At 75.5% G+C, this 25,691-nt stretch carries 21 protein-coding genes; 14 read left to right on the top strand and 7 right to left on the bottom strand.

What is annotated here, in order from left to right; all coding sequences use genetic code 11:
• Positions 1-68 precede the first annotated feature (68 nt).
• The 3 genes from BLS21_RS02080 (at position 69) to BLS21_RS02070 (ending at position 5,802) form a co-directional block, all read left to right on the top strand.
• Positions 69-1,220: an exonuclease SbcCD subunit D gene (locus BLS21_RS02080; RefSeq protein WP_091213125.1), complete on the top strand. Its 1,152-nt coding sequence runs from the start codon at positions 69-71 to the stop codon at positions 1,218-1,220.
• Complete coding sequence (locus tag BLS21_RS02075; protein WP_091213122.1) at positions 1,217-4,177, top strand: AAA family ATPase; 2,961 nt, start codon at positions 1,217-1,219, stop codon at positions 4,175-4,177. The genes BLS21_RS02080 and BLS21_RS02075 overlap by 4 nt, the downstream gene beginning before the upstream one ends.
• A gap of 194 nt (positions 4,178-4,371) precedes the next feature.
• Positions 4,372-5,802, top strand: coding sequence for an acyltransferase family protein (locus tag BLS21_RS02070; protein ID WP_091213119.1), 1,431 nt, complete (start codon positions 4,372-4,374; stop codon positions 5,800-5,802).
• Between the two features lie 196 nt (positions 5,803-5,998).
• On the opposite strand, the gene BLS21_RS02065 is transcribed toward BLS21_RS02070, so the two are convergent.
• Positions 5,999-6,454, bottom strand: a complete 456-nt coding sequence (locus tag BLS21_RS02065; protein WP_091213117.1) for a GtrA family protein — start codon at positions 6,452-6,454, stop codon at positions 5,999-6,001.
• A 250-nt stretch (positions 6,455-6,704) separates the two neighbouring features.
• Here BLS21_RS02065 and BLS21_RS02060 point away from each other — a divergent pair, with 250 nt between their 5' ends.
• The 6 genes from BLS21_RS02060 (at position 6,705) to BLS21_RS02035 (ending at position 12,699) form a co-directional block, all read left to right on the top strand.
• Positions 6,705-8,063, top strand: a complete 1,359-nt coding sequence (locus BLS21_RS02060) for an acyltransferase family protein (protein WP_175479365.1) — start codon at positions 6,705-6,707, stop codon at positions 8,061-8,063.
• A gap of 57 nt (positions 8,064-8,120) precedes the next feature.
• Positions 8,121-8,840: an SGNH/GDSL hydrolase family protein gene (locus BLS21_RS02055; RefSeq protein ID WP_139176988.1), complete on the top strand. Its 720-nt coding sequence runs from the start codon at positions 8,121-8,123 to the stop codon at positions 8,838-8,840.
• Between the two features lie 33 nt (positions 8,841-8,873).
• A complete protein-coding gene (locus tag BLS21_RS02050; protein ID WP_091213108.1) occupies positions 8,874-10,079 on the top strand; it encodes a 5-(carboxyamino)imidazole ribonucleotide synthase in 1,206 nt (401 codons plus the stop codon).
• 27 nt (positions 10,080-10,106) lie between these two features.
• A complete protein-coding gene (gene purE / locus BLS21_RS02045) occupies positions 10,107-10,607 on the top strand; it encodes a 5-(carboxyamino)imidazole ribonucleotide mutase (RefSeq protein WP_245699949.1) in 501 nt (166 codons plus the stop codon).
• 26 nt (positions 10,608-10,633) lie between these two features.
• The gene (locus BLS21_RS02040) at positions 10,634-11,791 is read left to right on the top strand and encodes an acyl-CoA dehydrogenase family protein (protein ID WP_091213105.1); all 1,158 of its coding nucleotides are present in this window, start codon (positions 10,634-10,636) and stop codon (positions 11,789-11,791) included.
• A gap of 74 nt (positions 11,792-11,865) precedes the next feature.
• Positions 11,866-12,699 (top strand): HpcH/HpaI aldolase/citrate lyase family protein, encoded by an 834-nt coding sequence (locus BLS21_RS02035; RefSeq protein ID WP_245699947.1) that lies wholly within the window; start codon positions 11,866-11,868, stop codon positions 12,697-12,699.
• Positions 12,700-12,751: 52 nt separating this feature from the next.
• Here BLS21_RS02035 and BLS21_RS02030 read toward each other — a convergent pair whose 3' ends face one another.
• The 5 genes from BLS21_RS02030 to BLS21_RS02010 all read right to left on the bottom strand — a co-directional run bounded on the left by BLS21_RS02030 (position 12,752) and on the right by BLS21_RS02010 (position 17,589).
• Entirely contained in the window at positions 12,752-13,573 is an 822-nt protein-coding gene (locus BLS21_RS02030; protein WP_091213100.1) for a DUF1028 domain-containing protein, read from the bottom strand.
• A 61-nt stretch (positions 13,574-13,634) separates the two neighbouring features.
• Entirely contained in the window at positions 13,635-14,303 is a 669-nt protein-coding gene (locus BLS21_RS02025; protein WP_091213097.1) for a CoA transferase subunit B, read from the bottom strand.
• Positions 14,300-15,109 (bottom strand): CoA transferase subunit A, encoded by an 810-nt coding sequence (locus BLS21_RS02020; RefSeq protein ID WP_091213094.1) that lies wholly within the window; start codon positions 15,107-15,109, stop codon positions 14,300-14,302. The genes BLS21_RS02025 and BLS21_RS02020 overlap by 4 nt, the downstream gene beginning before the upstream one ends.
• A gap of 42 nt (positions 15,110-15,151) precedes the next feature.
• A complete protein-coding gene (locus tag BLS21_RS02015) occupies positions 15,152-15,952 on the bottom strand; it encodes a TIGR03089 family protein (protein WP_091213091.1) in 801 nt (266 codons plus the stop codon).
• Positions 15,953-16,032: 80 nt separating this feature from the next.
• Positions 16,033-17,589: an LCP family protein gene (locus tag BLS21_RS02010; RefSeq protein WP_091213088.1), complete on the bottom strand. Its 1,557-nt coding sequence runs from the start codon at positions 17,587-17,589 to the stop codon at positions 16,033-16,035.
• Positions 17,590-17,828: 239 nt separating this feature from the next.
• On the opposite strand from BLS21_RS02010, the gene BLS21_RS02005 reads away from it, so the two are divergent.
• Both BLS21_RS02005 and neuC read left to right on the top strand, forming a co-directional pair.
• Positions 17,829-18,878, top strand: a complete 1,050-nt coding sequence (locus BLS21_RS02005; protein WP_091213085.1) for an N-acetylneuraminate synthase family protein — start codon at positions 17,829-17,831, stop codon at positions 18,876-18,878.
• On the top strand, positions 18,875-20,032 hold the full coding sequence (neuC, locus tag BLS21_RS02000; protein WP_091213083.1) for a UDP-N-acetylglucosamine 2-epimerase: 1,158 nt from the start codon (positions 18,875-18,877) through the stop codon (positions 20,030-20,032). Before BLS21_RS02005 ends, neuC begins: the two co-directional genes overlap by 4 nt.
• A gap of 6 nt (positions 20,033-20,038) precedes the next feature.
• Here neuC and BLS21_RS01995 read toward each other — a convergent pair whose 3' ends face one another.
• The gene (locus BLS21_RS01995) at positions 20,039-20,731 is read right to left on the bottom strand and encodes an acylneuraminate cytidylyltransferase family protein (RefSeq protein WP_175479364.1); all 693 of its coding nucleotides are present in this window, start codon (positions 20,729-20,731) and stop codon (positions 20,039-20,041) included.
• 83 nt (positions 20,732-20,814) lie between these two features.
• On the opposite strand from BLS21_RS01995, the gene rfbB reads away from it, so the two are divergent.
• From rfbB to BLS21_RS01980, 3 genes are all read left to right on the top strand, one after another.
• Complete coding sequence (gene rfbB, locus BLS21_RS01990) at positions 20,815-21,822, top strand: dTDP-glucose 4,6-dehydratase (protein ID WP_091213078.1); 1,008 nt, start codon at positions 20,815-20,817, stop codon at positions 21,820-21,822.
• Complete coding sequence (rfbD, locus tag BLS21_RS01985) at positions 21,819-22,715, top strand: dTDP-4-dehydrorhamnose reductase (protein ID WP_091213075.1); 897 nt, start codon at positions 21,819-21,821, stop codon at positions 22,713-22,715. The genes rfbB and rfbD overlap by 4 nt, the downstream gene beginning before the upstream one ends.
• Positions 22,716-22,884: 169 nt before the next feature.
• Positions 22,885-25,674 carry an N-acetylmuramoyl-L-alanine amidase gene (locus BLS21_RS01980; protein WP_245699943.1) on the top strand — a complete coding sequence of 930 codons (2,790 nt, stop codon included), beginning with the start codon at positions 22,885-22,887 and terminating at the stop codon, positions 25,672-25,674.
• Positions 25,675-25,691: the final 17 nt, after the last annotated feature.

Genomic DNA, 25,691 nt, shown 5'->3' with positions numbered 1-25,691 from the left:
GGGTGTGACGGGCCCGTCACGGCGTGGCTGGGCACTTCTGTCAGCACCCCGACCTACCTTCTGCGCCCATGCGGCTGCTGCACACCTCCGACTGGCACATCGGCCGCTCCCTGCACGGCGCCGACCTGCTGCGTGAGCAGGAGGAGGTGCTCTCCGGGCTGGCCGACGTCGTGGGCGCCGAGGCGGTCGACGTCGTGGTCGTCGCCGGTGACGTGTACGACCGCGCGGTGCCCTCGGCGGACGCGACCGGCGTGCTCGACCGGGTGGTCGGGCGGCTGCTGCGGGCCGGGGCGGCCGTCGTCCTGACGCCGGGCAACCACGACTCCGGGCGCCGCCTGGGCACCTTCTCCGGCCTGCTCTCGGCCGCCGGGCTGCACGTGCGCGCCACCACCGCCGGGCTCGACGAGCCGGTGCTGCTGCGCGACGAGCACGGCGAGGTGGCCGTCTACGGGCTGCCGTACCTGGAGCCGGAGATCGCCCGGCACGAGCTCGGTCTGCCGGGCGCCCGGTCCCACGAGGCGGTGCTCACCGAGGCGATGGAGCGGGTGCGCCGCGACCTGTTCCTGCGCCCCGGCGCCCGGTCGGTCGTGCTGGCGCACGCCTTCGTCGGCGGCGGGGTGCCCAGCGACAGCGAGCGCGACATCTGCGTCGGTGGCGTCGACCTGGTGCCCGCACCGGTGTTCGACGGGGTCGACTACGTCGCCCTCGGGCACCTGCACCGGCCGCAGACGATCACCGAGCGGCTGCGCTACAGCGGGTCGCCGCTGGCGTACTCCTTCGGCGAGGCCGGGCAGGAGAAGCAGGTGTGGCTGGTCGACCTGGACGCCGCCGGGCTGGCCGGCGTGCGCGCCCTGACGCTGCCCACCCCGCGTCCGCTGACCGTGCTCACCGGCACCCTCGACGAGCTGCTCGCCGACCCGGCCCACGCGTGCGTCGAGGAGCACTTCGTCTCCGCCCGGCTGACCGACGACGTGCGCCCCTCGGACCCGATGCGGCAGCTGCAGACCCGCTTCCCGCACTGCGTGCACCTGGAGTGGACCGGTGGCTCCGGCGGTGGCGACGGGCGCAGCTACCAGGAGCGGCTGCGCGGCCGCAGCGACCTGGAGGTCGCCGGGGAGTTCGTCACCCACGTCCGCAACGGCGTCGGGATGACCGACGCCGAGCGCGACCTGCTGGTCCGGGCCCTGGGCGCGGCGGCCCGCGAGGAGCTCGCCCGGTGAGGCTGCACTCCCTGTCGATCACCGCGTTCGGGCCGTTCGCCGGCACCGAGACCGTCGACGTCGACGCCGTCGCCCGCGACGGGCTCTTCCTGCTGTGGGGCCCCACCGGCGCGGGCAAGACGACGCTGCTCGACGCCGTCGTCTACGCCCTCTACGGGACCGTCCCGGGGGCCCGCGGCGAGGAGAAGCGGCTGCGCAGCGACCACGCCGACCCCGCCACCCGCACCGAGGTCTCCTGCGAGCTCACCCTGGCCGGCGAGCGGCTGCTGGTCGTCCGCCGGCCCGAGCAGACCCGGCCGAAGAAGCGCGGCGCCGGCGAGACGACCGAGCAGGCCCGGCTCACCGTGCAGCGCTGGGACGGTGCCGCGTGGCAGCCGGTGAGCACCCGCATCGACGAGGGCTCGGAGTACCTGCGGGTGCGGCTGGGCCTGTCCGCCGAGCAGTTCTGCCAGGTGGTGCTGCTGCCGCAGGGCGACTTCGCCCGCTTCCTGCGCGCCGAGCCCGAGGACCGCGCCAGGCTGCTGCGCACCCTCTTCGACGTGGGCCGCTTCGCCCGCGCCGAGGACTGGCTGGCCGCCGAGCGTCGCGCCGCCGAGGAGACGCTGCGGGCCGACCGGCACCGGATCAGCACCCTGCTGCACCGCGTGGCCCAGATCGCCGACGTCGCGGTGCCCGAGGAGCTGGCCCCCGAGCTGGTCGGCGCCCAGCCCGGCGCCTCGGTCAACGGGTGGGTCGCCGCCGTGCGCACCCGGGCCGCCGGTGACCTCACCGCCGCCACCACGGCGGCCCAGGCCGCGGCCGCGGAGGGCGCCCGCCTGGACGCCGAGCTGGCCGACGCCCGGGCCCTGGCCGACCGGCACGCCCGACGCGACCGCGCCCGTGGCGACCTGGCCCGGCTCACCGCCGAGGAGGAGCAGCTCGGCCCGCTGCGGACCCGGGCCGACGCCGGACGCCGGGCCGAGGCGCTGCGCGACGTCCTGGAGACCGCCGGCCGGACCGCGCTGGCCGCCGAGGCCGCGGCCGCCGCCCTGGGGTCGGCGCGCGCCGCGTGGGCCGAGGTGGCCGACGAGCGCGACGCCGACACGCTCGTGGCCCGCGGGCTGCGGGACGAGGCCGCGGCGGCCCGCGCCCTGGTGCCCGAGGCCGACCGGGCTGCCGGCCTGGCCCGCGAGCTCACCCGGCTGGGCCGGGACGTCGAGGCGCTCACGGCCCGCTGCGAGGAGGGCGCCCGCACCGCGGCGGGCTGGCCCGACCGCGTCGCCGCCGCGCAGCGCCGGCTCGACGCCGCCTCGGCTGCCGCCGCCCGGCTGCCGGGCCTCGCCGCCGCCGCCGACGCCGCCCGCACGGCACTGGACGCCGCCACCCGCGCCGAGCGGGTCGCCGCCGACCTCGCCGCGGCCCGGGAGACCGCGGAGGCCGCGCGCACCGCGTGGGTCGACGCCCGCGAGGCCCTCGTGGAGGTGCGCGCCGCCCGCCTCGACGGCATGGCCGCCGAGCTCGCGGCGGGCCTGGCGCCCGGTGCCGACTGCCCCGTGTGCGGCGCCACGGAGCACCCGCGGCCGGCCACGCACACCGGCCCGCGGGTCTCCGCCGACGACGAGGAGCGGGCGCGGGCGGTCGTCGACGCGGCCGAGGAGCGCACCGCCGATGCCCGCCGGGCCGTCGAGGACCGGGAGCGGCAGCTCGCCGTCCTCCTCGAGCGGGCCGGGGAGCTGCCGGCGGCCGAGCTGGCCGCCCGCGCCGAGCAGGCCCGCGCCGAGCGGGACGAGGTCGCCGCGCTCGCCGGGGGCGTCGAGGCCGCCCGCCGGGAGCTGGCCGCCCGCGAGGCCGGCCGCGACGCCGCGGCCGCGCAGCTCGCCGCCGACCGGGAGGAGCTGCAGCGGCGCACCGCCGAGCGGGACGGCCGCGCCGAGGCGCTGACCGAGCTCACCGCACGGCTCGACGCCGCCCGCGGGGAGGACGCCGACCTGCCGGCGCGGGTCCGGCGGCTGACCGAGGCCGCGGAGCGCTGCGAGGCGGTGCTGTCCGCCGAGGCCGAGGAGCTGCGCGCCCGCACGGCCGCCGGAACCGCGCGGGCGACCGCGGGGGAGCGGGCCGCGACCGCCGGGTTCGCCGACCTGCGCGACGCCGCGGACGCCCTGCTCGACGCCGGGGAGCTGACCCGGCTCGAGCGCCGCCTGCGGGAGCACGACGAGGCCCGCTCGGTCGTCGCCGCCACCCTCGCCGACCCGGAGCTCACCGACCTGCCCCCGCGGCCCGACGTCGCCGCGCTGCAGCAGCGCTGCGCGGAGCTGACCGCCCGGCGGGAGGAGGCGGTCGCCGCGCTGGAGCAGGCCCGGCGCTGCGCGGGCGCCCTCGACGCCCTGGCCGGGGACGTGGTCTCCGCCGAGGTGCAGCTCGCCGAGCGCCGCGCCTGGGCCGGGCGGGTCGCCGGCCTGGCCGACCTGGTCAACGGCCGCGGCGCCAACACGCTGCGGATGCGGCTGCAGTCCTTCGTGCTGGCCGCCCGGCTCGAGCAGGTCGCCGAGGTCGCCAGCCGGCGGCTGCAGGAGATGTCCGCGGGCCGGTACACCTTCCTGCACAGCGACGCGCAGGCCCGGCACGGGGCCCGCGGCGGGCTGGGGCTGGACGTCTTCGACGAGTACACCGGCACCCGCAGGCCGACGAAGACCCTCTCCGGCGGGGAGAGCTTCATGGCGTCGCTGGCGCTGGCCCTCGGTCTCGCCGACGTCGTCACCGCCGAGGCCGGCGGCATCCAGATGGACACGCTGTTCGTCGACGAGGGGTTCGGCACGCTCGACGCGCTGGCCCTCGACGCCGTCATGAACGTGCTCGACGAGCTGCGCCGCGGCGGCCGCACGGTCGGCGTCATCAGCCACCTGGAGGAGCTGCGCACCCGCATCCCCACCCGGCTGGAGGTCGTCGCCGGCCGGCACGGGTCCCGTCTGGCCGGCTGACCCCCGACCGGCGGACGGGGCCGGCGGGACGGCCGGGAGGGGTGTGACGGAGGAGCACGGAGTCTGGCAGTTCTCGCCCCAGAGGCGGGGTCTTTCGGTGCTTTTCGAGTCAACACCCGTGCACGGACCGTCACTAGCGTCCAGGGGGTCCACAGGTCCGGAGCACGCCTCCACGTCCTCCCCGGGAGACGCCGATGTCCGTCGCACCGCGCACAGCCGCGCCCCGCCCACCGGCGACGGGTGCCGTGCGCCGGTCGCGGTCCGAGATCCGGGCGCTGACCGGGCTGCGCATCGTCGCGGCGATGTGGGTGGTCCTGTACCACTTCGTCCCCGAGCTGACGCCCTACCTGGAGCAGCTCCCCGGGGCCATCGCCGTCCTGAGCGCCGGTTGGATCGGGGTGGAGCTGTTCTTCGTGCTCAGCGGCTTCGTCATCGCGCGCGGCTACCTGGAGCAGTTCGGCCAGCGCTGGTCGACCGCGGGGGCGGCCCGGTTCGTGGCCAACCGCTTCGCCCGGGTGTGGCCGGCCTGGGCCACGGTCACGCTGCTCGCCTGTGCCTGGTTCGTCACGGCCGACCTGATGGGCCTCCGAGGCCGCGTCGCGGACCTCTACCCGCCGATCGACGTGGTGTCGCTGCTGCGCCAGCTCACGATGACGCAGATGTGGGGCGCGGAGTCCCTGCTCGGGACCAGCTACGTCACGCCGGGCTGGTCGATCAGCGCCGAGTGGCTGGCCTACCTCGCCTTCCCGCTCCTCGCCCTGGCGGTGCGTCCCCTCCTGCGCGCGCACCCGGCGGCCACCCTCGTCCTCGCGACCGCGGCGATGTCGCCGCTGGCCGTGACGTCCTTCCTGCACGGCACCGACGACGTCGAGATGTACTGGTTGCTGCGCATCGCCTGCAGCTTCACCGCCGGCATGCTGGCCGCCTGTGCCTCCGCCGACCTGGAGGACACCGAGCGCGGCCGGCGCTGGGGGCAGCCCCTCACCCTCGGCGCCCTCGCCACGGTCGGCACCGTGCTCCTCTGGGCCCACTGGCGGACCGCCCAGGACGTCCTCGCGGGCGGCCACGTGGGCGTGTACGGCGGAGTGGCCGTGCTGTGCTGGCCGGTGCTCATCACCGGCCTGGCGCTGACCGACGGTCGGCTCGCGCGGTTCCTGGCGCGGGACGCCATGGTCTACGGCGGCCGCGTCTCCTACTGCCTCTACCTGACGCACGCACTGGTGAAGGACATCGGCCTGGGCGTCATCTGGCACCACGCGTCGGCTGCCGGGGCGCGCGCCCCCGGCGTGGTGCTGCTCGTCCCCGCTCTCGTCGTCGTGTCCTTCCTCAGTGCCGCCGCACTCCACCACGGGATCGAGGAGCCGGCCCGTCGCCGGCTGGTCCGCCTCTGGAGCGGCCCGCGTGCGGTCGGGGCGGCTCCGGCGCGTCGGTCGCTCCCGACCGCCGTCCCGACGCCCACGGGGGAGCCCGCCACCGCGCGCCGGGTGCCGCCGCTGTCCGGCGTCTCCGCCCGTCCGTGGCCCCTCGACACGCCGCCGCGGCCGCGGGCCGCGGCTCCGGCAGGCCTCTCCGCGAGCGCCCGGCTGGTCGCCGGGGACCGGTGGGCCGCCGGCCCGCGCGGCTGAGGCCCGACGTCCGCGAAGGCGAGCTCAGCTCACCGGGCGCCGGGACCCGCCGCGGACCGGACCGGTCACGCGGACCACGGGCACCCGCCACCGGGCCGGCGCGGAGCACGGCCGGTGCGACCCAGCCGGTCGCGCGGCGCCCCGGGCGGCGCGTCGTCCGGCCCCGCTGCCGGACCCGGCCGGGTGGGACCCGAGGTCAGGCGGCGGGATCAGCCGCGGGGAAGACCCACTGGCGGTACAGGAGGTAGCGCACGACGGTGCCCACGGCGATGGAGACGAGGTTGGCGCCCTGCAGGGCCCAGGCGCTGGTCAGGTCGAGGCCGTACCGGGCGAAGGCGACGATCCCCAGGCCCATCAGCAGCGTCAGCCCGTTGATGACCAGGAACATCGGGTACTCGCGCTTGAACCCGGTGCGCGCCCGGTGGGCGAACGACCAGTGGCGGTGGCCGAAGAAGGCGACGGTCATCGCCACGATGGTCGCCACCGCCTTCGCGACGACCGCGCCGCTGCCGAGGTGCCCGTAGAGCAGCTGGAACAGCCCCACCTCGATCACGAAGCCGATGCCGCCGACGACGCCGAACGCCCCGAGGTGACGGACGACGGACCACAGGGAGCGGCTGCGGGGCTGCGTGGGCGCGGGGACGGCAGTCACGAAGCGCCAGGGTACGCGCCGGCGGCATCCCGCACCGGGCGACGAGCACGGGGCCGGTGCCCGGCGGTCCGATCCGCTGCCGCCACCGGTGTCCAGCAGGCGCGCGGGAGGGGAGCCGGTTCGTCACCTGTTGCCGGATCCGGTCGCGGACTCTGGTGGGTCGTCGACTCAACACACCCCAGCGGTCGAGTTACGTTCTGTCACGAGACGTAATCGCCTCGTCATCGACGGCCCGACAGAGGAGGACCGCGTGTCCACACGTGCCCACGCGACGGGGACCGACGGCGAGCAGTCGGTCGGGTCGGGGGAGATCCGGTCGCTGACCGGGCTGCGGGCGGTCGCGGCCGTCTGGGTGGTCGTCTACCACTTCCACTTCACGCCCGGCCTCGGCTACGACGGCTACTGGGAGCCGCTCCGGCCGGTCATCCGTGCCGGTGCCACCGGCGTGGACCTCTTCTTCGTCCTCAGCGGCTTCGTGATCACGCTGACCTACCTCGAGCGCGTCGGCCGCCGGCCCTCGGTGCGCGAGGCGGGGACCTTCCTGTGGGCCCGGGTGTGCCGGATCTGGCCCGTGTACGCGCTGGTCACCGTCGTCTACGGCGGCTGGCTGCTGGTCAAGGCCACCCGGGTCACCGACGGGGTCGTCGCCTACCAGGTCCAGCAGCCGGTGCTCGACGTCTGGCACTTCCTCCTGCAGCTCACGATGGTCCAGCTGTGGTGGCACCCCGCCTCGGGCGGCGAGTCGTGGATGGGCTCGGCGTGGTCGATCAGCGCCGAGTGGCTGGCCTACGTCGCCTTCCCGCTGGTCGCGGTGCTGCTGTGGCGCATCCGCAACGCGCCCCTGGTGCTGCTCGGCGCCACCGCCGTCCTGCTGATGGTGCCGCTGGGCTACACCACCTACGTCCACGGCGGGCCGGTGATCGCCTGGTCCTGGCTGCTGCGCATCGGCGCGGCCTTCCTGGCCGGCGCCCTGACCTGCCTGGTGGTCCGGCGGGTGCGCCGGACGCCGCGGGTGGAGGAGGCCGCCGCCGCCTGGGCCCTGGCCAGCGTCGGCGCCATCGCCGTCGGCCTGTGGTGGGGCGACTGGCGGGGGATCGACAACGACCACTCCGCGTTCGGCGGCATCGTCGTCGTCTTCTTCCCGGTGCTCGTCGGCGCGCTCGCCCTCTCCCGCACCGGCCTGAGCGCCCTGCTGTCCCGGGGGCCGGTGGTGCACGGTGGCCGGATCTCCTTCGGCCTCTACCTGGTGCACATCCCGGTGTTCGAGGTCTTCTGGACCCTCATGGACTGGTGGCCGAGGATCGCCGCCGGCACCTCGCTGTGGGCGCTGCTGCTCGCCCCCGTGCTCCTCTCGACGTTCGTCCTGGCCCACCTCGCCCACCGGTTCGTCGAGGAGCCGGCCCGCCAGCAGCTGCGCCGGGTCGTCCCGGCCCGCCGTCCGGCCGAGACCGCGGCGCAGCTGGCGCCGGCCCAGGCGCGGGTCGCCGTCGTCCGGGGCGACCGGCCGCTGACGCCGGCCACGGCGGCCCTGCTCGCCGGGCGCAACGCCGAGGTCCCGCCGGCGCAGCCCGCCGCTCCGGTGCCGGCGCAGCGGACGCTGAGCGCCTGACGGCGCCGGCGGGCCGCCTCCCCCGCGCCGCACGGCCTGGTGACCGAGACTCGTCGCGTGACGCGGCTCCGCCCTCGACGGGCCCTCCTGCGGGCGGCAGTGGCCGTCGTCCTGCCGGCCGTCGTGGCCGGCTGCGGCCCGTCGCCGGACGACGCGCAGCCGGCCGCCCCGACGCCCGCGCCGCCCAGCAGCGCGGCGCCCGCGACGAGCGCCGCCGCCGAGCCGCGCACCTTCGCCGCGGTCGGCGACTCGATCACCGCCGGCGCCACGGACGTGTCGCAGCCGCTCGTCGGTGACCGCGTCCAGGGGGATGCCTCCTGGCTGCCGGCCGCCGAGCAGGAGAGCGGCCTCGACCTCGTGGCCGGCTGGGCGATCCCCGGGGCCACCACCGCGGACATGCTGGCCGGCGTCGAGCGCACCGACTGGACGGCCGACGTGCTCGTCGTGATGGCCGGCACCAACGACCTGGTCCGCGGCCTCCCGTGGGAGCAGTCGGCCGCCGACATCGAGGGCGTCGTGGCGGCCGCCGGCGCGCCGACCGTCGTGGTCGTCGCCATCGCGCCCAACGACCCGCGCGCGGCGGCGCGCAACGGGTACAACGCCGCGCTCGCGGACCTGGCCAGCCGCAACGGCTGGACCTACCTGGACCCGTGGGGCGAGGTCGACGCCGGCGGGGCGTTCGCCTTCGGCGCCTCACCGGACGGTGTCCACCCGACCCCGGCCGTGGCCGCCGCGGTCGGCGGCCGCATCGGCCGCTCGCTCGCCGCGCTCGGCTGAGCCCGCCGGGAGCCACCTCTAGGGTGGGTGCCCGTGGCCACCCCCGTCGACCCGCGCACCGGACTGCCCGTCGTCGCCATGGTCGGCGGTGGCCAGCTGGCCCGGATGACCCACCAGGCAGCCATCGCGCTCGGCCAGTCGCTGCGGGTCCTCTCCACCGGCCCCGACGAGTCCGCCGCGCTGGTGGCCGCCGACGTCCGCCTCGGCGACCACCGCGACCTCGACGCCCTCCTCGCCCTCGCCGACGGCGCCACCGTGGTCACCTTCGACCACGAGCACGTGCCCACCGAGCACCTGCGCGCTCTGGAGTCGGCCGGTCACCGGGTCGCCCCCGGCCCCGACGCGCTGGTGCACGCGCAGGACAAGCTGGTCCTGCGCCGGGCGCTGGCCGCCGCCGGCGAGCCGCAGCCGGCCTGGGCCGAGGTCGCCTCCGTCGACGAGGTCGCGGCCTTCGGTGACCGGCACGGCTGGCCGGTGGTCGTCAAGACGCCGCGCGGCGGCTACGACGGGCGCGGGGTGTTCGTCGTCGACCGGCCGGACGACGTCGCCGAGCTCCTCGCCCGGTACGACGTCCTGCTCGCCGAGCAGCGGGTCCCGATGGTCAGGGAGCTCTCCGCGCTGGTCGCCCGCTCGCCCTTCGGGCAGGTCTCCGTCTGGCCCGTGGTCGAGACCGTGCAGCGCGACGGCATCAACACCGAGGTGCTCGCGCCCGCGCCCGGGCTGGACGAGGACACCGCGACCGCCGCCCAGGAGCTCGCGGTGCGGGTGGCCGACCGGGTCGGCGTCGTCGGGGTCATGGCCGTCGAGCTGTTCCAGACGGCGGACGGCGTCCTGGTCAACGAGCTGGCGATGCGGCCGCACAACTCCGGGCACTGGACCATCGAGGGCTCGCGGACCAGCCAGTTCGAGCAGCACCTGCGCGCCGTCCTCGACTACCCGCTGGGTGCCACGGCGATGGCCGCGCCGGTCGTGGTGATGGCCAACGTGCTCGGCGGGCGCGCCACCGAGGAGGGCTGGACCGGCCCCGGCCTCGACGAGCGGGTGCACCACCTGATGGCCCACTGGCCCGACGTGAAGCTGCACTGGTACGGCAAGGGGCAGCGCCCCGGCCGCAAGTTGGGCCACGTGACCGCGCTGGGCACCGACCTCGACGAGGTGCGCGCCCGGGCCACCGCGGCCGCCCGCTACCTGGCCGACGGCGAGGTCGACCCGGCGTTCGCCTTCCCGACCGAGCACTGACCCCGACCGAGCAGCGAGGAGCCCCGCGTGGACCCGATCGTCGGCATCGTCATGGGCAGCGACTCCGACTGGCCGGTGATGGAACCCGCGGCGGCGGCGCTGACCGAGTTCGGCGTCCCGTACGAGGCGCACGTCGTCTCCGCGCACCGCACCCCGCGCCGGATGCTCGAGTACGCCGAGAGCGCCGCCGGTCGTGGCCTGCGGGTGGTCATCGCCGGCGCCGGGGGAGCGGCCCACCTGCCCGGGATGGTCGCCGCGGCCACGCCGCTGCCGGTGATCGGCGTCCCCCGGCCGCTGGACCGCCTCGACGGGCTGGACAGCCTGCTGTCGATCGTGCAGATGCCCGCCGGGGTGCCGGTCGCGACGGTCTCCATCGGGGGCGGCCGCAACGCCGGACTGCTCGCGGTGCGCATCCTCGCCGCCGGCGACCCGGAGCTGCGGGCCGCGGTCGAGCGGTTCCAGGCCGACCTCGCCGAGTCCGTCGCCGCCCGGGACGCCACGCTGCAGGAGCGGCTCGCTTCCTCCTGAGTCGCCGCCAGCCCTAGGATCTACCCGTGGGTAACAACGCTGCCGGGCTGTACGCCCTGACCGAGGAGCACGAGGCGGTCCGCGAGGCGGTCCGCGACCTCGCCGAGCGGGAGATCGCCCCGTACGCCGCCGAGGTGGACGCCGACTCCCGCTACCCGATCGAGGCGCAGAAGGCGCTGACCGCCGCCGGCTTCCACGCCACCCACATCCCCGAGGCCTACGGCGGGGAGGGCGCGGACGCGATCGCGACCTGCATCGTCATCGAGGAGGTCGCCCGGGTCGACGCGTCGGCCTCGCTGATCCCGGCGGTCAACAAGCTCGGTTCGATGCCGGTCATCCTCTCGGCGTCCGAGGACCTCAAGCAGCGGGTGCTGCGGCCGATCGCCGCCGGCGACGCGATGATCAGCTACGGGCTCTCCGAGCGGGAGGCCGGCTCCGACGCCGCCGCGATGCGGACCCGCGCCCGGCTCGACGGCGACAGCTGGGTGCTCAACGGCACCAAGGCCTGGATCACCAACTCCGGGGTCTCCGAGTGGTACACGGTCATGGCGGTCACCGACCCGGAGAAGGGCGCCAACGGCATCTCCGCCTTCGCCGTCCACCGCGACGACCCCGGCTTCGCGGTCGGTCCCAAGGAGCGCAAGATGGGCATCAAGGGATCGCCCACCTGCGAGCTCTACCTCACCGACTGCACCATCCCGGCCGACCGGGTCATCGGCGAGCCCGGCACCGGTTTCAAGACCGCGCTGCGGACGCTGGACTTCACCCGGCCGACCATCGGCGCGCAGGCCGTCGGCATCGCCCAGGGCGCGCTCGACGCCTCGGTGGCCTACGTCAAGGAGCGCCGGCAGTTCGGGAAGGCCATCTCCGAGTTCCAGGGCGTGCAGTTCATGCTCGCCGACATGGAGATGAAGATCGAGGCGGCCCGCCACCTCGTCTACGTCGCCGCGGCCGCCGGTGAGCAGGGCCGTCCCGACGTCACCCGGGTCTCCGCCTCGGCCAAGGCCTTCGCCTCCGACGTCGCCATGCAGGTGACCACCGACGCCGTCCAGCTCTTCGGCGGTGCCGGCTACACCCAGGACTTCCCGGTCGAGCGCATGATGCGCGACGCCAAGATCACCCAAATCTACGAGGGCACCAACCAGGTGCAGCGCATGGTGATCGCCCGCAGCCTCCTCCGGTAGCGCACCGCCCGAGCCGCCTGCGCCCCCGCCCCGGTCCCGAGTGGCCCAGGACACGGTACGAGGATGGGGGTGTGGTGAGACAACGCAAGGTGGGTCCGGAGGACGCACGTTCCTGGCTGCTGGTCAACGGTGCCCGTACCGACCTGTTCGACCGGGCCTCGGAGTCGCGAGCCGACCAGATCGTGCTCGACATCGAGGACGCGGTGGACCCAGCGCACAAGGACCAGGCCCGCGCCGGCGTCATCGAGTGGCTCTCGCGCGGCGACCGGTCGGCCTGGGTGCGGATCAACGACCGCTCGACGGAGTTCTGGGACGACGACGTCGCCAAGCTCGCCGGGGCGCCCGGCCTGCTCGGCGTGATGCTGGCCAAGACCGAGGCCGGGGAGCAGGTCACCGAGACCGCCGACCGGCTCGGCGGCTCCACGCCCGTCCTGGCGCTGGTCGAGTCCGCGCTGGGCATCGAGGAGGCCGTCTCCATCGCCCGTGCCCGCGGCGCCTTCCGGCTGGCCTTCGGCAGCGGTGACTACCGCCGCGACACCGGCACCAGCGCCGACGACCTGGCCATGGCCTACCCGCGCTCCCGGCTGGTCCTGGCCAGCAGGATCGGCGGCCTGCCCGGGCCCATCGACGGCCCGACGGTGAGCAGCAGCCACCCGGTGCTGCGCGAGCAGACCGCCGTCACCGTCTCCCTCGGGCTCACCGGCAAGCTGTGCCTGGACCCCGAGCAGACGCCGGTGATCAACGAGGTCATCAGCCCTACGCCGTCGGACGTCGCGTGGGCGCGGGACTTCCTGGCCGACTTCGAGGCCCGCGGCCGGGTCATCCGCGACGGCAGCGACAAGCCCCGGCTCGGCCGCGCCCGCAAGATCGAGCGGCTGGCGCAGACCTTCGGCGTCGAACCGGCCTGACCGCGCCGGGGGCCGCCGGGGGAGGGCGGGGGGCTGGCCCAGCCCCCCGCCCTCACTCGAGCAGCCGGGACACCCCCGCGAGCCGGGTGTCGCCGGCCATCGCGGCCAGCCACGCCGCCCAGCCCGGTCGGGCCCGCAGCGCCTCCAGCGCCGCCCGGGCCGCGTCGCGGTCCCCGCGCTGCGAGGCGGCCAGCGCGGCGTAGAGGTCGCGGGCGCCCTCCGGGGCGAACAACGCGAGGGTCTCGTAGTCGCGCTCGTCGTAGGCGCGCTGCAGGTTGCGCAGCATCCGCAGCTGCGCGACCGGGTCGCCCGAGTCGTCGACCCGCAGGTCCATCCGGACGCCGTCGTCCTCCTCGCTGGCCGGTGTCCCGCTGACCACCAGCAGCGCCGCGGACTGCCGGCCGCGGACGTCGCCGCCGGCGTCCTGCCCGGCGGTCAGCGCGGCGAGCAGTCGGTCGGGCAGGTCGCCGCGGGCGGCGGTGTAGGCCTGCGCCATCGCCGGCAGCACCTCCGGTGAGGCGAGCATGTTGCCCTGCACGCTCATCTGGTCGCCGACCAGGTGGCCGCTGACCGGGAACGAGCCGCGCCCGGTGTCGGCGGCGACGCGACCGGTGGGGTCGAGGACGGCGATCTGCCGGTCGACGTCCTCGGCCGCGTGCGCCGCCGCGCGCACCAGGTCGGCCGGGTCGGCGCCGTCGGCGAGGCCGGCCATCAGCGACTGGCCCAGGCCCCGCCGGCTGCGCGCCTGGACCGCGACCACCCCGATCCCCGGCCGCGCGCTGGGCACCGCCCGGCCGACGGCGAGGATGCACGACGACACCGCGATGCCCAGCTCGCCGGTCGCCGGGTCCCGCGCGACGACCGAGAAGGTCACGGCACCGCCTCGCGGGCGCCCGTCGACCCCGTGACCTGCGGGGCTGTGTCCCCGGGTGCCCTCACACAGCAGCCGGGAGCGGCATCTCGCGGACGTCGTCGGCGACGGTGAGCGGGGCCCCGGTGGCGGCCTGGACCTCCTCGACGCTGACGCCGGGGGCGGTCTCGCGGAGCAGGAAGCCGCCGGGGGTGACGTCGACGACGGCCAGGTCCGTGACCACCCGGTCCACGCAGGCCTTGCCGGTGAGCGGCAGGGTGCACTCCTCGACCAGCTTGGGCGACCCGTCGCGGGCGACGTGCTCCATCATGATGATCACCGTGCGGGCGCCGTGGACGAGGTCCATCGCCCCGCCCATGCCGTTGACCATCTTGCCGGGGATCAGCCAGTTGGCCAGGTCGCCGCGGGGGTTGACCTGCATCGCGCCGAGCACGGCCACGTCGAGGTGCTGGCCGCGGATCATGCCGAAGCTCAGCGAGGAGTCGAAGAAGCTGGCCCCGGGCAGGATCGTCACCGTCTCCTTGCCGGCGTTGATCAGGTCCGGGTCCTCCTCGCCCTCGAAGGGGTAGGGGCCCACGCCGAGGATGCCGTTCTCCGAGTGCAGCACGACGTGCACGTCGTCGGGGACGAAGTTCGGCACCAGGGTCGGCATCCCGATGCCGAGGTTGACGTACTGGCCGTCCTCGAGCTCGAGGGCGACCCGGGCGGCGAGCTGGTCGCGGGTCAGGCTCATCGGGCATCCCCTTCGGTGGCCTCGTCGCCGGCGGCGGCCGGCGCGGCGGAGCGGTCGGTGCGCGGGCGGGTGGTGCGGTTCTCGATCCCCTTGCCCTCCGGGCCGACGACGACCACCCGGTTGACAAAGACCCCGGGCAGGTGCACGTCCTCAGGTCGGATCTCGCCGGGTTCGACGAGCTCCTCGACCTCGGCGATGGTGACCCGCCCGGCCATGCCGGCCAGCGGGTTGAAGTTGCGCGCGGACTCGTGGAACACCAGGTTGCCGTGCCGGTCGCCGACCGCGGCGCGGACCAGGCCGAAGTCGGCGGTCAGCGCGGTCTCCAGCACGTACTGCCGGCCGTCGAACTCCCGGATCTCCTTGGGGCGGGACGTCTCGACGACGTTGCCGTCGGCGTCGTAGTGCACCGGGATGCCGCCGTCGGCGACCATCGTGCCCACCCCGGTGGGGGTGTAGAAGGCCGGGATGCCGGTGCCGCCGGCGCGCAGCCGCTCGGCCAGCGTGCCCTGCGGGGTCAGCTCCACCGTCAGCTGGCCGGACAGGTAGAGGCGGGCCAGCTCCTTGTTGCCGCCGACGAACGAGCTGATCGTCCGGCTGATGCGCCCGGCGTAGAGCAGCACGCCCAGCGCCTGGTCGTCGACGCCGCAGTTGTTGCTGATCGTCGTCAGCCCGGACGCGCCCTGCTCGAGCAGCGCGTCGATCAGCTTGATGGGCACGCCGCACAAGCCGAAACCGCCGACGGCGAGCACCGCGCCGTCCCTGATGTCCGCGACCGCCTCAGCGGCGCTGCCGACCACCTTGTCCATGCAGGTACACCGTCCGTCCGTCCGGGCGGCTGGGGAGCTGCGTCAGGCAGAACGGCCCAGCTCGCGGATGCCGTCGATCGTCCGGCCGAGCGTAGCGGTGACCCTCTCCGCTGTGGCGCGGCCCGGCAGCAGGGAGGGGTCGGGGGAGCGGACGAGCACGATCGACGCACCGGCGGCCAGGGGGGCCAGCAGCCACGCGACCGGGCCGGCCTCGGCGGCGGTGCGGTCGTCGACCAGCACCCGGTCGCCCTCGACCAGCCCCAGCCGCCGCGCGAGCTCGCGAGCGGTGTCCACCAGGCCGCCGAGGGTCAGCTCCAGGCCGCCCAGCAGCAGGCCGGGCGCGGCCGGGTCGGGCCGTTGCCAGGGGGTGAAGACGTCGCCGTGCCCGCGGACCTCGAGGGCGAAGTCGCGGGCCGGGCCGGTGTAGCCGGTCATGCCCATCCCCAGCGGGTGGAGGGAGAGGCCGAGCAGCTCGGGCAGCCCCTGCTCCTCGAGCGGCGGGAGCCGGTCCTGCGCGGCCAGGACGACGTCGGCGTCGTCGAGCCGGCCGTCGTCCTCGGCCGCGGTGTCGAGGACCGTGGCCCCGCAGCTCCACACCCCCAGCAGCACCGCCGCGGTCTGCCAGTGCACCGGCAGCGCCACGGCGACCGTGCTGCCACCGGTGACGTCGAACTCGTCCTGCAGCAGGTTCGCCGTCTTGGCCACCCAGTTGGCCAGGGTGGCCGCCGACAGCTCGACCCGCCCACCGCCGAGGTCGTCGTAGGAGGTCAGCAGCGGCGCCGCCGGTGCGCGGCGCAGCGTCGCGGCGAGCAGGTCGGCGGGGGTCCGTGGGGAGTCGAGCATGCCTCGAGCCTCCCAGGTGGCGGCCCTCCTGCAGGGGCCCGCCGCGAGCGCGCGAGCGGTGGGGGCAGGAGGGTCCCTCTTCAGTTGATGCAGCCGGTGTCGGCCGCGGTGCGGGCGTCCTCGCCCTCGACCGGCTCCGACGGGGCGGCCGGGTCGACGGCCTGGCCCACCGCGTTGAAGTCCGAGCCGAGCACCAGCTGCACGGTGCCGGAGACGGCGTCCGCGTCCTCCTCGACGACCGCGCCCGGCACCGCCGCGGCCAGCGTGGCGGCCAGGGTCTCGTCGCCGGCGGCGTAGCGGACGACGGTGGTGTCGTAGCCGGAGGAGTCGGCGTTGCCGGTCGTCCCGACGGCGAACCCGGCGGTCTCCAGCGCGGCGGCGGCCTGGGCGGCGAGCCCGGAGGTGCCCGAGCCGTTGAGGACGTCGACGGTCACCGCGGACGGCGCGACCGTCTCGGGCGCGGCGGGCGTGGTCCCGGCCGGTGCCGCGGGCTCGGCGGACAGGTCGGCGAAGAAGGCGTGGAGGGTGTCCTCGTCCTCGAGCCGGATGATCGAGCGGTCCTGCTCGTCGCGGTCGGTGCCGACGTAGGGGATGGTCTGGAACTCGATGCTGCCGGCGGTCACCGACTGCATCTGCTCGGCCAGCTGGAACAGGTCCAGGCCCTGGTCGATGGTCAGCGACTGGGACGCCGCCTCGACCAGCTCCCGCTGCTTGCCCAGGTTCAGCATGACCTCGTCGGAGAGCATCTTGCGCAGCACGCCGGCGATGAAGACCTGCTGGCGGACGATCCGGTCGAAGTCGCCGCGGGGCAGGCCGTGCCGCTGGCGGACGAACTTCAGCGCGTCGGCGCCGCTGATCGTCTGGACGCCGGCGGGGAACACCGCGCCGGACCACTCGGAGTCGTCGACGGCCTCGCACAGGTTGACCTCGACGCCGCCGACGACGGAGCTGAGGTTGAAGAAGCCGAGCAGGTCGACCTCGGCGTAGTGGTCGATCTGCAGGCCGGTCAGCCCGCTGATCGTCTGCACCAGCAGCTGGGCCCCGCCGGCCTGGCGGACCTCGGTGGAGGCGGTCTCCGGGGTGTCGGCGTAGCCGTACGCGTAGGCGGCGTTGAGCTTGTCCATCCCGTAGCCGGGGATCTCCACGTAGGAGTCGCGGGGGAAGGAGACGAAGGAGGCGCGCGACCCGTCGGCCGGGATGTGCACCAGGATCATCGTGTCGGTGTTGATGCCCGAGTCGGTGCCGGCGTTGAGGCTGGCCAGCTGCTCGTCGCTGAGGTTGGCGCGGCTGTCGTTGCCGACCAGCAGCAGGTTCACCGCCTCGGGCGCGTTCCCGGTGTCGTCGTTGCCGTCGGTCGGGATGGCGTCGGTGCGGTTGACCGTCGCCTCGGCGACCTGGCCGAGGTACCAGCCCCAGCCGGACCCGGCGAGCAGCACGACCGACAGCACCCCGGCGACGGCGCGAGCCGCGGTGGCGGCGCGGCCGGTGCGCCGGCGCGGCGCCGGACCCTCCTCGGCGGGCTCGTCCGCCGCCTGGGAGCGGGACCGGGCGCGGGGAGAGCCGGCGCGGCCGGCCCGGGGGTCCAGGCGCGCCGGCAGCTGCCGGTCGCCACCCGCTCCGGGGTTCTCTCGTCTCACGGGGGTCCTTCCTCGTGCTCGTCCGCGCGGACACGACGCCGATCCGTCGTGACCGGGGCCGGCCTGGGTGCGGCTGCCGTCGAGAGCGGCGGGCGTCGACCCGGAGGCTGAGGGCGATGCTAGGTGCCGTGAGCCGCGCCCGGCTCGCGTCACGTGGCGAAACGGGACGGGTGTGACCAGCGGTGCTGGGGCGACGCAGCAGTCGCGGGCGGCGGGGGTCCGGCTCGTACCGTGGCGGCATGACGAACACCCCGGGGACCCTGTCCATCGGCGCCCGCCGGGTCGGTCCCGGCGAGCGACCTCTGGTGATCGCCGAGCTCGGCATCAACCACGACGGCGACCTCGACCGGATGCACCGCATGATCGACGACGCCGCCGACGCGGGGGTGGAGTGCGTCAAGTTCCAGTCGCACGTCGTCGAGGACGAGATGATCCCCAACGACGTCGTGCCCGGGAACGCCGACGAGTCGATCTACGGGATGATGCAGCGCTGTGCGCTCTCGGCGAGCGAGGAGCGCGAGGTGTTCGCCCACGCGCACGAGCGCGGGATGCTGGCGCTGTCCACGCCGTTCAGCCGGGCCGCGGCCGACCGGCTGGCCGAGCTCGACGTCCCCGCGTTCAAGATCGGCTCGGGGGAGTGCAACAACTACCCGCTGGTCCGGCACATCGCCTCGTTCGGCAAGCCGGTGCTGCTGAGCACCGGGATGAACGACGTCAGCACCATCCGCCCGTCGGTGGAGCTGCTGCGCGCCAGCGGGGTGCCGTTCGCGCTGATGCACTGCACGAGCATGTACCCGACCCCGCCGGAGAAGGTCCGCCTCGGCGGGATCACCGAGCTGGGGGAGGCCTTCCCCGACGCCGTCCTGGGCCTGTCGGACCACACCACGTCGATCTACGCCTGCCTCGGCGCGGTCGCCGTCGGTGCCGCGGTGCTCGAGCGGCACTTCACCTCGGACCTGACCTGGAGCGGGCCGGACATCCCGATCTCGAGCACCCCGGAGGAGTTCGCCCGGCTCATCGAGGGCGCCGACGTGCTCGGCATGGCCCGCGGCGGGCGCAAGGAGATCCTCCCGGAGGAGCAGCCCACCATCGACTTCGCCTACGCCTGCGTCGTGACGACCAAGCCGGTCGGCGCCGGTGAGGAGTTCACCGTCGACAACCTGTGGGTCAAGCGCCCCGGCACCGGCGAGGTCGTGGCCAAGCACTACGACGAGCTGCTCGGCCGGCGGGCGAGCCGCGACCTGCCCGCCGACGTGCAGGTGGCGTGGTCCGACCTGGCTGAAGCGTGACGGCTCTCGGACGGCCCCGGCGCGTCGTCGGCCTCACCGGCACGCGCGCGGACTTCGGCAAGATGCGCGACGTCTACCTGGGGCTGCAGGCGGCCCCGGGCATCGAGTTCTCGCTCGTGGTCACCGGCATGCACCTGCTGCACCGGTACGGCTACACGCTGCGGGAGATCGAGCGGGCCGGCCTGCGGGCGCTGCACCACGTGCCCAACCAGGTCGAGGACGAGCCGATGGCGCTGGTGCTGGCCAACAGCATCAACTCGATCACCCGGCTGCTGCTCGCGGAGTCGGCGGACATGGTGCTGGTGCACGGCGACCGGGTCGAGGCCCTGGCCGGGGCGCTGGCCGGCAGCCTCACCAATACCCGCGTCGCCCACGTCGAGGGCGGTGAGGTCTCCGGGACGATCGACGACGCCATCCGGCACTCGCTGAGCAAGCACGCCCACGTGCACTTCGTGGCCAACGACCACGCCCGCGCCCGGCTGCTGCAGCTGGGTGAGGAGGCCGAGCGGGTGCTGGTCGTCGGCAGCCCGGAGGCCGACGCGCTCGCGGTGGCGGCGGACTCGGACCTGGCCCCGGTGCGCGACCACTACGGCACCCCGGCCCCGCCCTACGGCGTCCTGGCGCTGCACCCGGTGACCACCGAGCTCGAGCTCAACCGCCGGCACGCCGAGGCGGTCGTCGACGGCGTGCTCGCCGCCGGCGGCTCGTGGGTGGTCATCGACCCCAACAACGACGAGGGCACCCACGACGTCCGGGCCGCGCTCGAGCGCCTCGACGGCCGCCCGGACGTCGTCCGCCTGCCGTCGATGCGCTTCCCCGCCTACCTGACGCTGGTCCGGCACGCCGAGGTCGTCGTCGGCAACTCCAGCAGCGGCGTCCGGGAGGCGCCGGTGCTCGGGACGCCGTCGGTGGACGTCGGGTCGCGGCAGACCGACCGCTCCCCGGCGGCCTCGGTCCGGCACGTGCCGGCGGTCGCCGCGGAGGTGGCCGGCGCGATCCGGGAGGCCCGGGCGGCGGGGCGCAGCCGGCCCGAGGAGCACTTCGGGTCCGTCGGCGCCGCCGCGCGGATCGTCGAGGCCGTCTGCGGGGACGAGGTGTGGGACCTCGGGCTGCAGAAGCGCTTCGTCGACCGGCCGCTCGCCGAGGGCGGGTAGGGCGCCCTAGCCCTCCAGGGCCGCCCGGGCGGCGGCGAGGTCCTCGGCGGTGTCGACGTCGAGGCTGCGTTCCTCGGGCATCTCGACCACGGCGAGCGGGGGCACCAGGACGGCCCCGGCCGCGGCCATGGCGCCGGCAGCGGTCACGTAGACCGCGCCGTTCGGGCGCAGCGCGCGGGGCAGCTGCTGGCGCGGTGCCTCGAGGTCGGCCCAGGTGCGCACCGGGGACGCCGTCCCCGCGTCGTCGACGAGCAGCTGCTTGAGCGGGTGGTGGGCGACCGCGCAGCCGGTGAGCGTGCTGCCCACGCCCCCGGCCGCGTGCCGGTCCAGGACGGCGCGCACGTCGTCCCCGGTGCGCAGCGGCGAGGTGGGCTGCAGGAGCAGCACGAGGGTGTCGTCGGGCAGCGCCAGCGTCCGCACGGCGTGCAGGACGGCGTCCACCGTGCGGCTGTCACCGGTGGCCAGCTCGGCCGGCCGGTCGACGACGGTGCACCCGAGCGCCCGGGCCTCGGCCGCGATGCCGGCGCCGTCGGTGGTGACGACGACCTCGTCGACGCCGGCGTCCCGGGCGGCGCGGGCGGCGTGGCCGACGAGGGAGAGCCCACCGATCCGGGCGAGGTTCTTGCCGGGCAGGCCCTGCGAGCCGGCCCGGGCCGGGACGACGGCGACCACCCGCGGTGCGTTCCCCGGACCCGGCACGCGGGCGACGCTAACAGCGCTGGGCGACACGCCTCACCCCGCGGGAGGATGACCCCGCCGGCCCGGCACGGGAGGATCGCCCCATGCGCGTGCTCGTCACCGGGGGAGCGGGCTTCATCGGCTCGCACTACGTCCGGACCATGCTGACCGGCGGTTACCCGGGCTTCGAGGACGCCGAGGTGACCGTCTTCGACAAGCTCACCTACGCCGGCAACCCGGCCAACCTGACGCCGGTGGCCGACTCGCCGCGCTACCGGTTCGTGCGGGGTGACATCTGCAGCGCCGCCGACCTCGACGCCGCCCTGCCCGGCCACGACGTCGTCGTCAACTTCGCCGCCGAGTCGCACGTCGACCGCTCGATCACCGGCGCCTCGGAGTTCGTGCTGACCAACGTGCTCGGCGCCCAGCAGGTGTTCGAGGCCTGCCTGCGGCACGGCGTCCGCCGGGTCGTGCACGTCTCCACCGACGAGGTCTACGGCTCGATCGACGAGGGCTCGTGGACCGAGGACCACGTCCTGGAGCCGAACTCGCCGTACTCGGCGGCCAAGGCCGGCGGGGACCTGATCGCCCGCGCCTACGCGAAGACCTACGGGCTGGACATCTCCATCACCCGGTGCAGCAACAACTACGGGCCGTACCACTTCCCCGAGAAGGTCATCCCGCTGTTCGTCACCAACCTGCTCGACGGGCACAAGGTGCCGCTGTACGGCGAGGGGGCCAACGTGCGCGACTGGCTGTTCGTCGACGACCACTGCCGCGGCATCCAGCTGGTCGTGGAGAAGGGGCAGCCCGGCGAGTTCTACAACATCGGCGGCGGCCGGGAGCTGTCCAACCGGGAGCTGACCGAGAAGCTGCTCGAGGCCACCGGCCGCGACTGGAGCTACGTCGAGAACATCGTGGACCCGCGCGGCGGCGGCCACGACCTGCGCTACTCGGTGGACTACTCCAAGACCGCCGCGCTCGGCTACGCGCCGCGGATGGGCTTCGAGGACGGGCTCGCCCTCACCGTGCAGTGGTACCGGGACAACCGGGCCTGGTGGGAGCCGCTCAAGGCCCGGCTCGTGGACACGGCGGCTCCCGCCCGCGCATGACCGGACCGGACCACCCGACCGCCTGGCTGGTCACCGGCGCCCGCGGGCAGCTCGGCGGCGACCTGCTCGCCGTCCTGGCCGGCCGGCCCGGGGACCGCGTCACCGCGCTGGGCCGCGCCGAGCTCGACCTGACCGACGAGCGGCAGGTGCGCGACGTCGTCCGCCGCTGGCTGGACGGCGTCCGCGGGGCCCGCCCCGTCGTCCTCAACGCCGCCGCCTACACCGCCGTGGACGCCGCGGAGACCGACGAGGAGACCGCGCTGCTGGTCAACGGCCGCGCACCCGGCTGGCTGGCCGAGGAGCTGGCCGGGCGCGGGCGGCTGGTGCACGTCTCCACCGACTACGTCTTCGACGGCGAGGCCACCGAGCCCTACCGGGTGGACGCCCCGGTCGCGCCGCGCTCGGCCTACGGCCGGACCAAGGCGGCGGGGGAGCGCGCGGTCGCGGCCGCCGGGGGCGACGCCACGGTCGTCCGCACCGCCTGGGTGTACGGCGCGCACGGCGCCAACTTCGTGCGCACCATGGCCGGCCGCGCCCTCGACGGCGCCCCGTCCTCCGTGGTCGACGACCAGGTCGGCTCGCCGACGTGGGCGGCCGACCTGGCCACCGGTCTCGTGGCGCTCGGCGCCCGGCCGGGGCCCGTGCCGCCGGTGCTGCACCGCACCGACGCCGGCGCGGTCAGCTGGTACGGCCTGGCGCGCGCCGTCTACGAGGAGGTCGGCGCCGACCCGTGCCTGGTCACCCCGACGACGACCGAGGCGTTCCCGCGCCCGGCGCCCCGCCCGGCGTGGTCGGTGCTCGACGGCAGCGCGTGGCTGGCCGCCGGGCTGCCGGCGCCGCGGCCGTGGCGGACGGCGCTGCACCTCGCGCTGCAGGAGTGGCCGCCCCGCTGAGGCGTGTGAGCCGTGGGACCCGAGTGGTCCCCGGGTCGCGACGGACGGGATCTCCGGAGATCGTCGGCCGCGTCGGCTCAACACCGGCCGTGGCCGGGCCGATGGTCTCCGTGGACAGATGCGCCCTCGTGCGGGGCGCAGCCGCCGCGCTCCACCGGAGGACCAGCCCGTGCGTCGCCGCTTGCTCGCCGGAACCACCGCCTTCGTCGCCCTCACCGGGGTCGTCCTGGTGCTGCCCGTCTACGCCGAGCCGGACCCCGAGGCCGTGCCCGTCGAGACGTCGGTGGAGGAGGTCGCGATGGGGTCCTTCAGCGCCCCCGCGCCCGAGGCGCAGGTGCAGGAGGGCACCACCGACCCGGTCGCCGGCGTGCCCGACACCGTCCCGGCGCTGTCGGTGAGCGCCACCGACGTCGCCGAGTTCTCGCTGGTCGGGGTCACCTGGGCGTACGACCCGGCGGTCACCGACACCGTCGTGCAGGTGCGGGTCCGCGACTCCGACGGCGCCTGGGGGACGTGGACGGAGGTCAGCGCGGAGGCGGCCGAGCAGGAGGCCGAGACGGACACCGGCCACCCCGTCCGGGGCGGGACGGCGCCGCTGTGGACCGGTCCGGCGACCGCGGTGGAGGCCGAGCTGGTGACCCGCTCCGGCGCGCAGCCCACCGACGTGCAGCTGGACCTGGTCGACCCGGGCGAGAGCCCGGCCGACGCCTCGCTCGGCGACCCCGACATCACCGAGACCGCCGACGCGGCGGTGGCGATGCCGCCTGTCTTCTCCCGGGCGCAGTGGGGCGCCGACGAGAACCTCATGAGGTGGACCCCGCAGTACGCCAGCACCATCAAGGCCGCGACGCTGCACCACACCGCCGGGTCGAACAACTACACCGCCGACCAGGTGCCGGCGATCCTGCGCTCGACCTACACGTACCACGCGCAGAGCCTGGGCTGGGGCGACATCGGCTACAACGTCCTCGTCGACAAGTTCGGCCGGCTCTGGGAGGGCCGCTCCGGCGGCCTGGCGAGCACCGTGGTCGGCGCGCACGCGGGCGGCTTCAACACCTCGACCTTCGGGGTGTCGATGATGGGCAACTACGACGTCGTCGACACGCCCCAGGCCATGATCGACTCGGTCGCGGCGATCATCGCCTGGAAGTTCTCCCTGTACGGCGTCAACCCCAAGGGGACGACGACGCTCACGTCGGGCGGCACGGACAAGTACGCCGCGGGTGCCCGGGTGACCCTGCCGACGGTGTTCGGGCACCGCGACACCAAGAGCACCGCGTGCCCCGGGCGGTACGGCTACGCGCGGCTGGGCGAGATCCGCGACAAGGCGGCCGCCCGGATGGCGAACACCAAGTCCCCGATCGCGACCCGCTACGACTCCGACGCCGGCCTGCGGGCGTGGCTCGGCGCGCCGGTGGGCGGTGAGCAGTCGGCGGCCGGCGTCACCTGGCAGGTCTACGCGAACGGCGCCCGGCTGTACTCCTCGCCGCTCGGCGGCGTCCGGCTGGTGCTCGGCGGCATCCTGGACCGCTACCTCGCTGCGGGCGGGCCGGCGGTGCTCGGGCCACCGATCACCGACGACGCGCCGACCCCCGGGGGGCGCGGTGCCTTCGTCCGCTTCCAGCACGGCGACGTCTACTGGTCGCCGGCGACCGGCTCGCAGCTGGTCCGCGGCGACATCCTGGCCGCCTGGCTCGCCGCCGGCGGCGCCACCGGGGGGCTGGGCTTCCCGACCACGAGCGACGCGCCCACGCCGGGGGGCGGCGGCTACTTCGTCCGCTTCGAGCGGGGCGACGTCTACTGGTCGCAGGCCACCGGCGCCCGCACCGTCCTCGGCTCGATCCGCGACACCTGGCTGGCCGCAGGAGGGCCGACGGGCTTCCTCGGCTTCCCGACGACGAGCGACACCCCCGCCGGCACGGGCGCCTACGTCCGCTTCCAGGGCGGCGAGGTGCTGTGGTCGCCGACGACCGGCACCCGCATCGTGCGCGGCGACATCCTCGACGCCTACCGCGCCGCCGGCGGGCCGACCGGGGGCCTGGGCTTCCCCACCACGAGCGACGCGCCCACGCCGGACGGTCGCGGCTACTTCGTCCGCTTCCAGCGCGGCGACGTCTACTGGTCGCAGGCCACCGGCGCCCGCACCGTCCTCGGCTCGATCCGGGACACCTGGCTGGCCACCGGCGGCCCGGGGGGCTACCTGGGCTTCCCGACCACCAGCGACACCCCCGTCCCCGGCAAGGGCGCCTACGTCCGCTTCCAGGGCGGCGACGTCTACTGGTCGCCGACCACCGGCACCCGGATCGTGCGCGGCGAGATCCTGAACGCCTGGCTGGCCACCGGCGGGGCGACCGGCTACCTCGGTTTCCCGACCACCAGCGACGCGGCGACCACCGACGGCCGCGGCTACTTCGTGCGGTTCCAGGGCGGCGACGTCTACTGGTCCGCCGCCACCGGCCCCCGCATCGTGCGCGGCTCGATCCTGTCCACCTGGCTGGCCACCGGCGGGGCGACCGGCCCGCTGGGCTTCCCGACCACGAGCGACGCGGCGACCGCGGACGGCCGCGGCTACTTCGTGCGCTTCCAGGGCGGTGACGTGTACTGGTCGCCGACGACCGGCACCCAGGTGGTGCGTGGCTCCATCCTGTCCACCTGGCTGGCCGCCGGGGGCGCGACCGGCCCGCTGGGCTTCCCGACCACCAGCGACGCGAAGACCGCCGACGGCCGCGGCTACGTCGTCCGCTTCACCGGCGGCGACGTGTACTGGTCGCCGGCGACCGGCACCCAGGTGGTCTCCGGCGCGATGGCCAGGACCTACTGGCAGCGGGGCGGCAGCGCCTCGGCGCTGGGCTTCCCGACCCGGTCCAGCTACGCGATCACCGGCGGGATGCGCACCGACTTCGAGCACGGCTCGATGACGTGGAACGCCACCAGCGGGGCCGTCGCCGTGTCCCAGTGACCTCAGGCGGCGCGGCT

The organism is Geodermatophilus siccatus, from assembly GCF_900103785.1.
In the GTDB taxonomy this organism is placed as follows: Bacteria; Actinomycetota; Actinomycetes; order Mycobacteriales; family Geodermatophilaceae; genus Geodermatophilus; species Geodermatophilus siccatus.
Note: the sequence above shows the minus strand (reverse complement) of the source record. Positions and strands in the feature narration are given on the sequence as shown.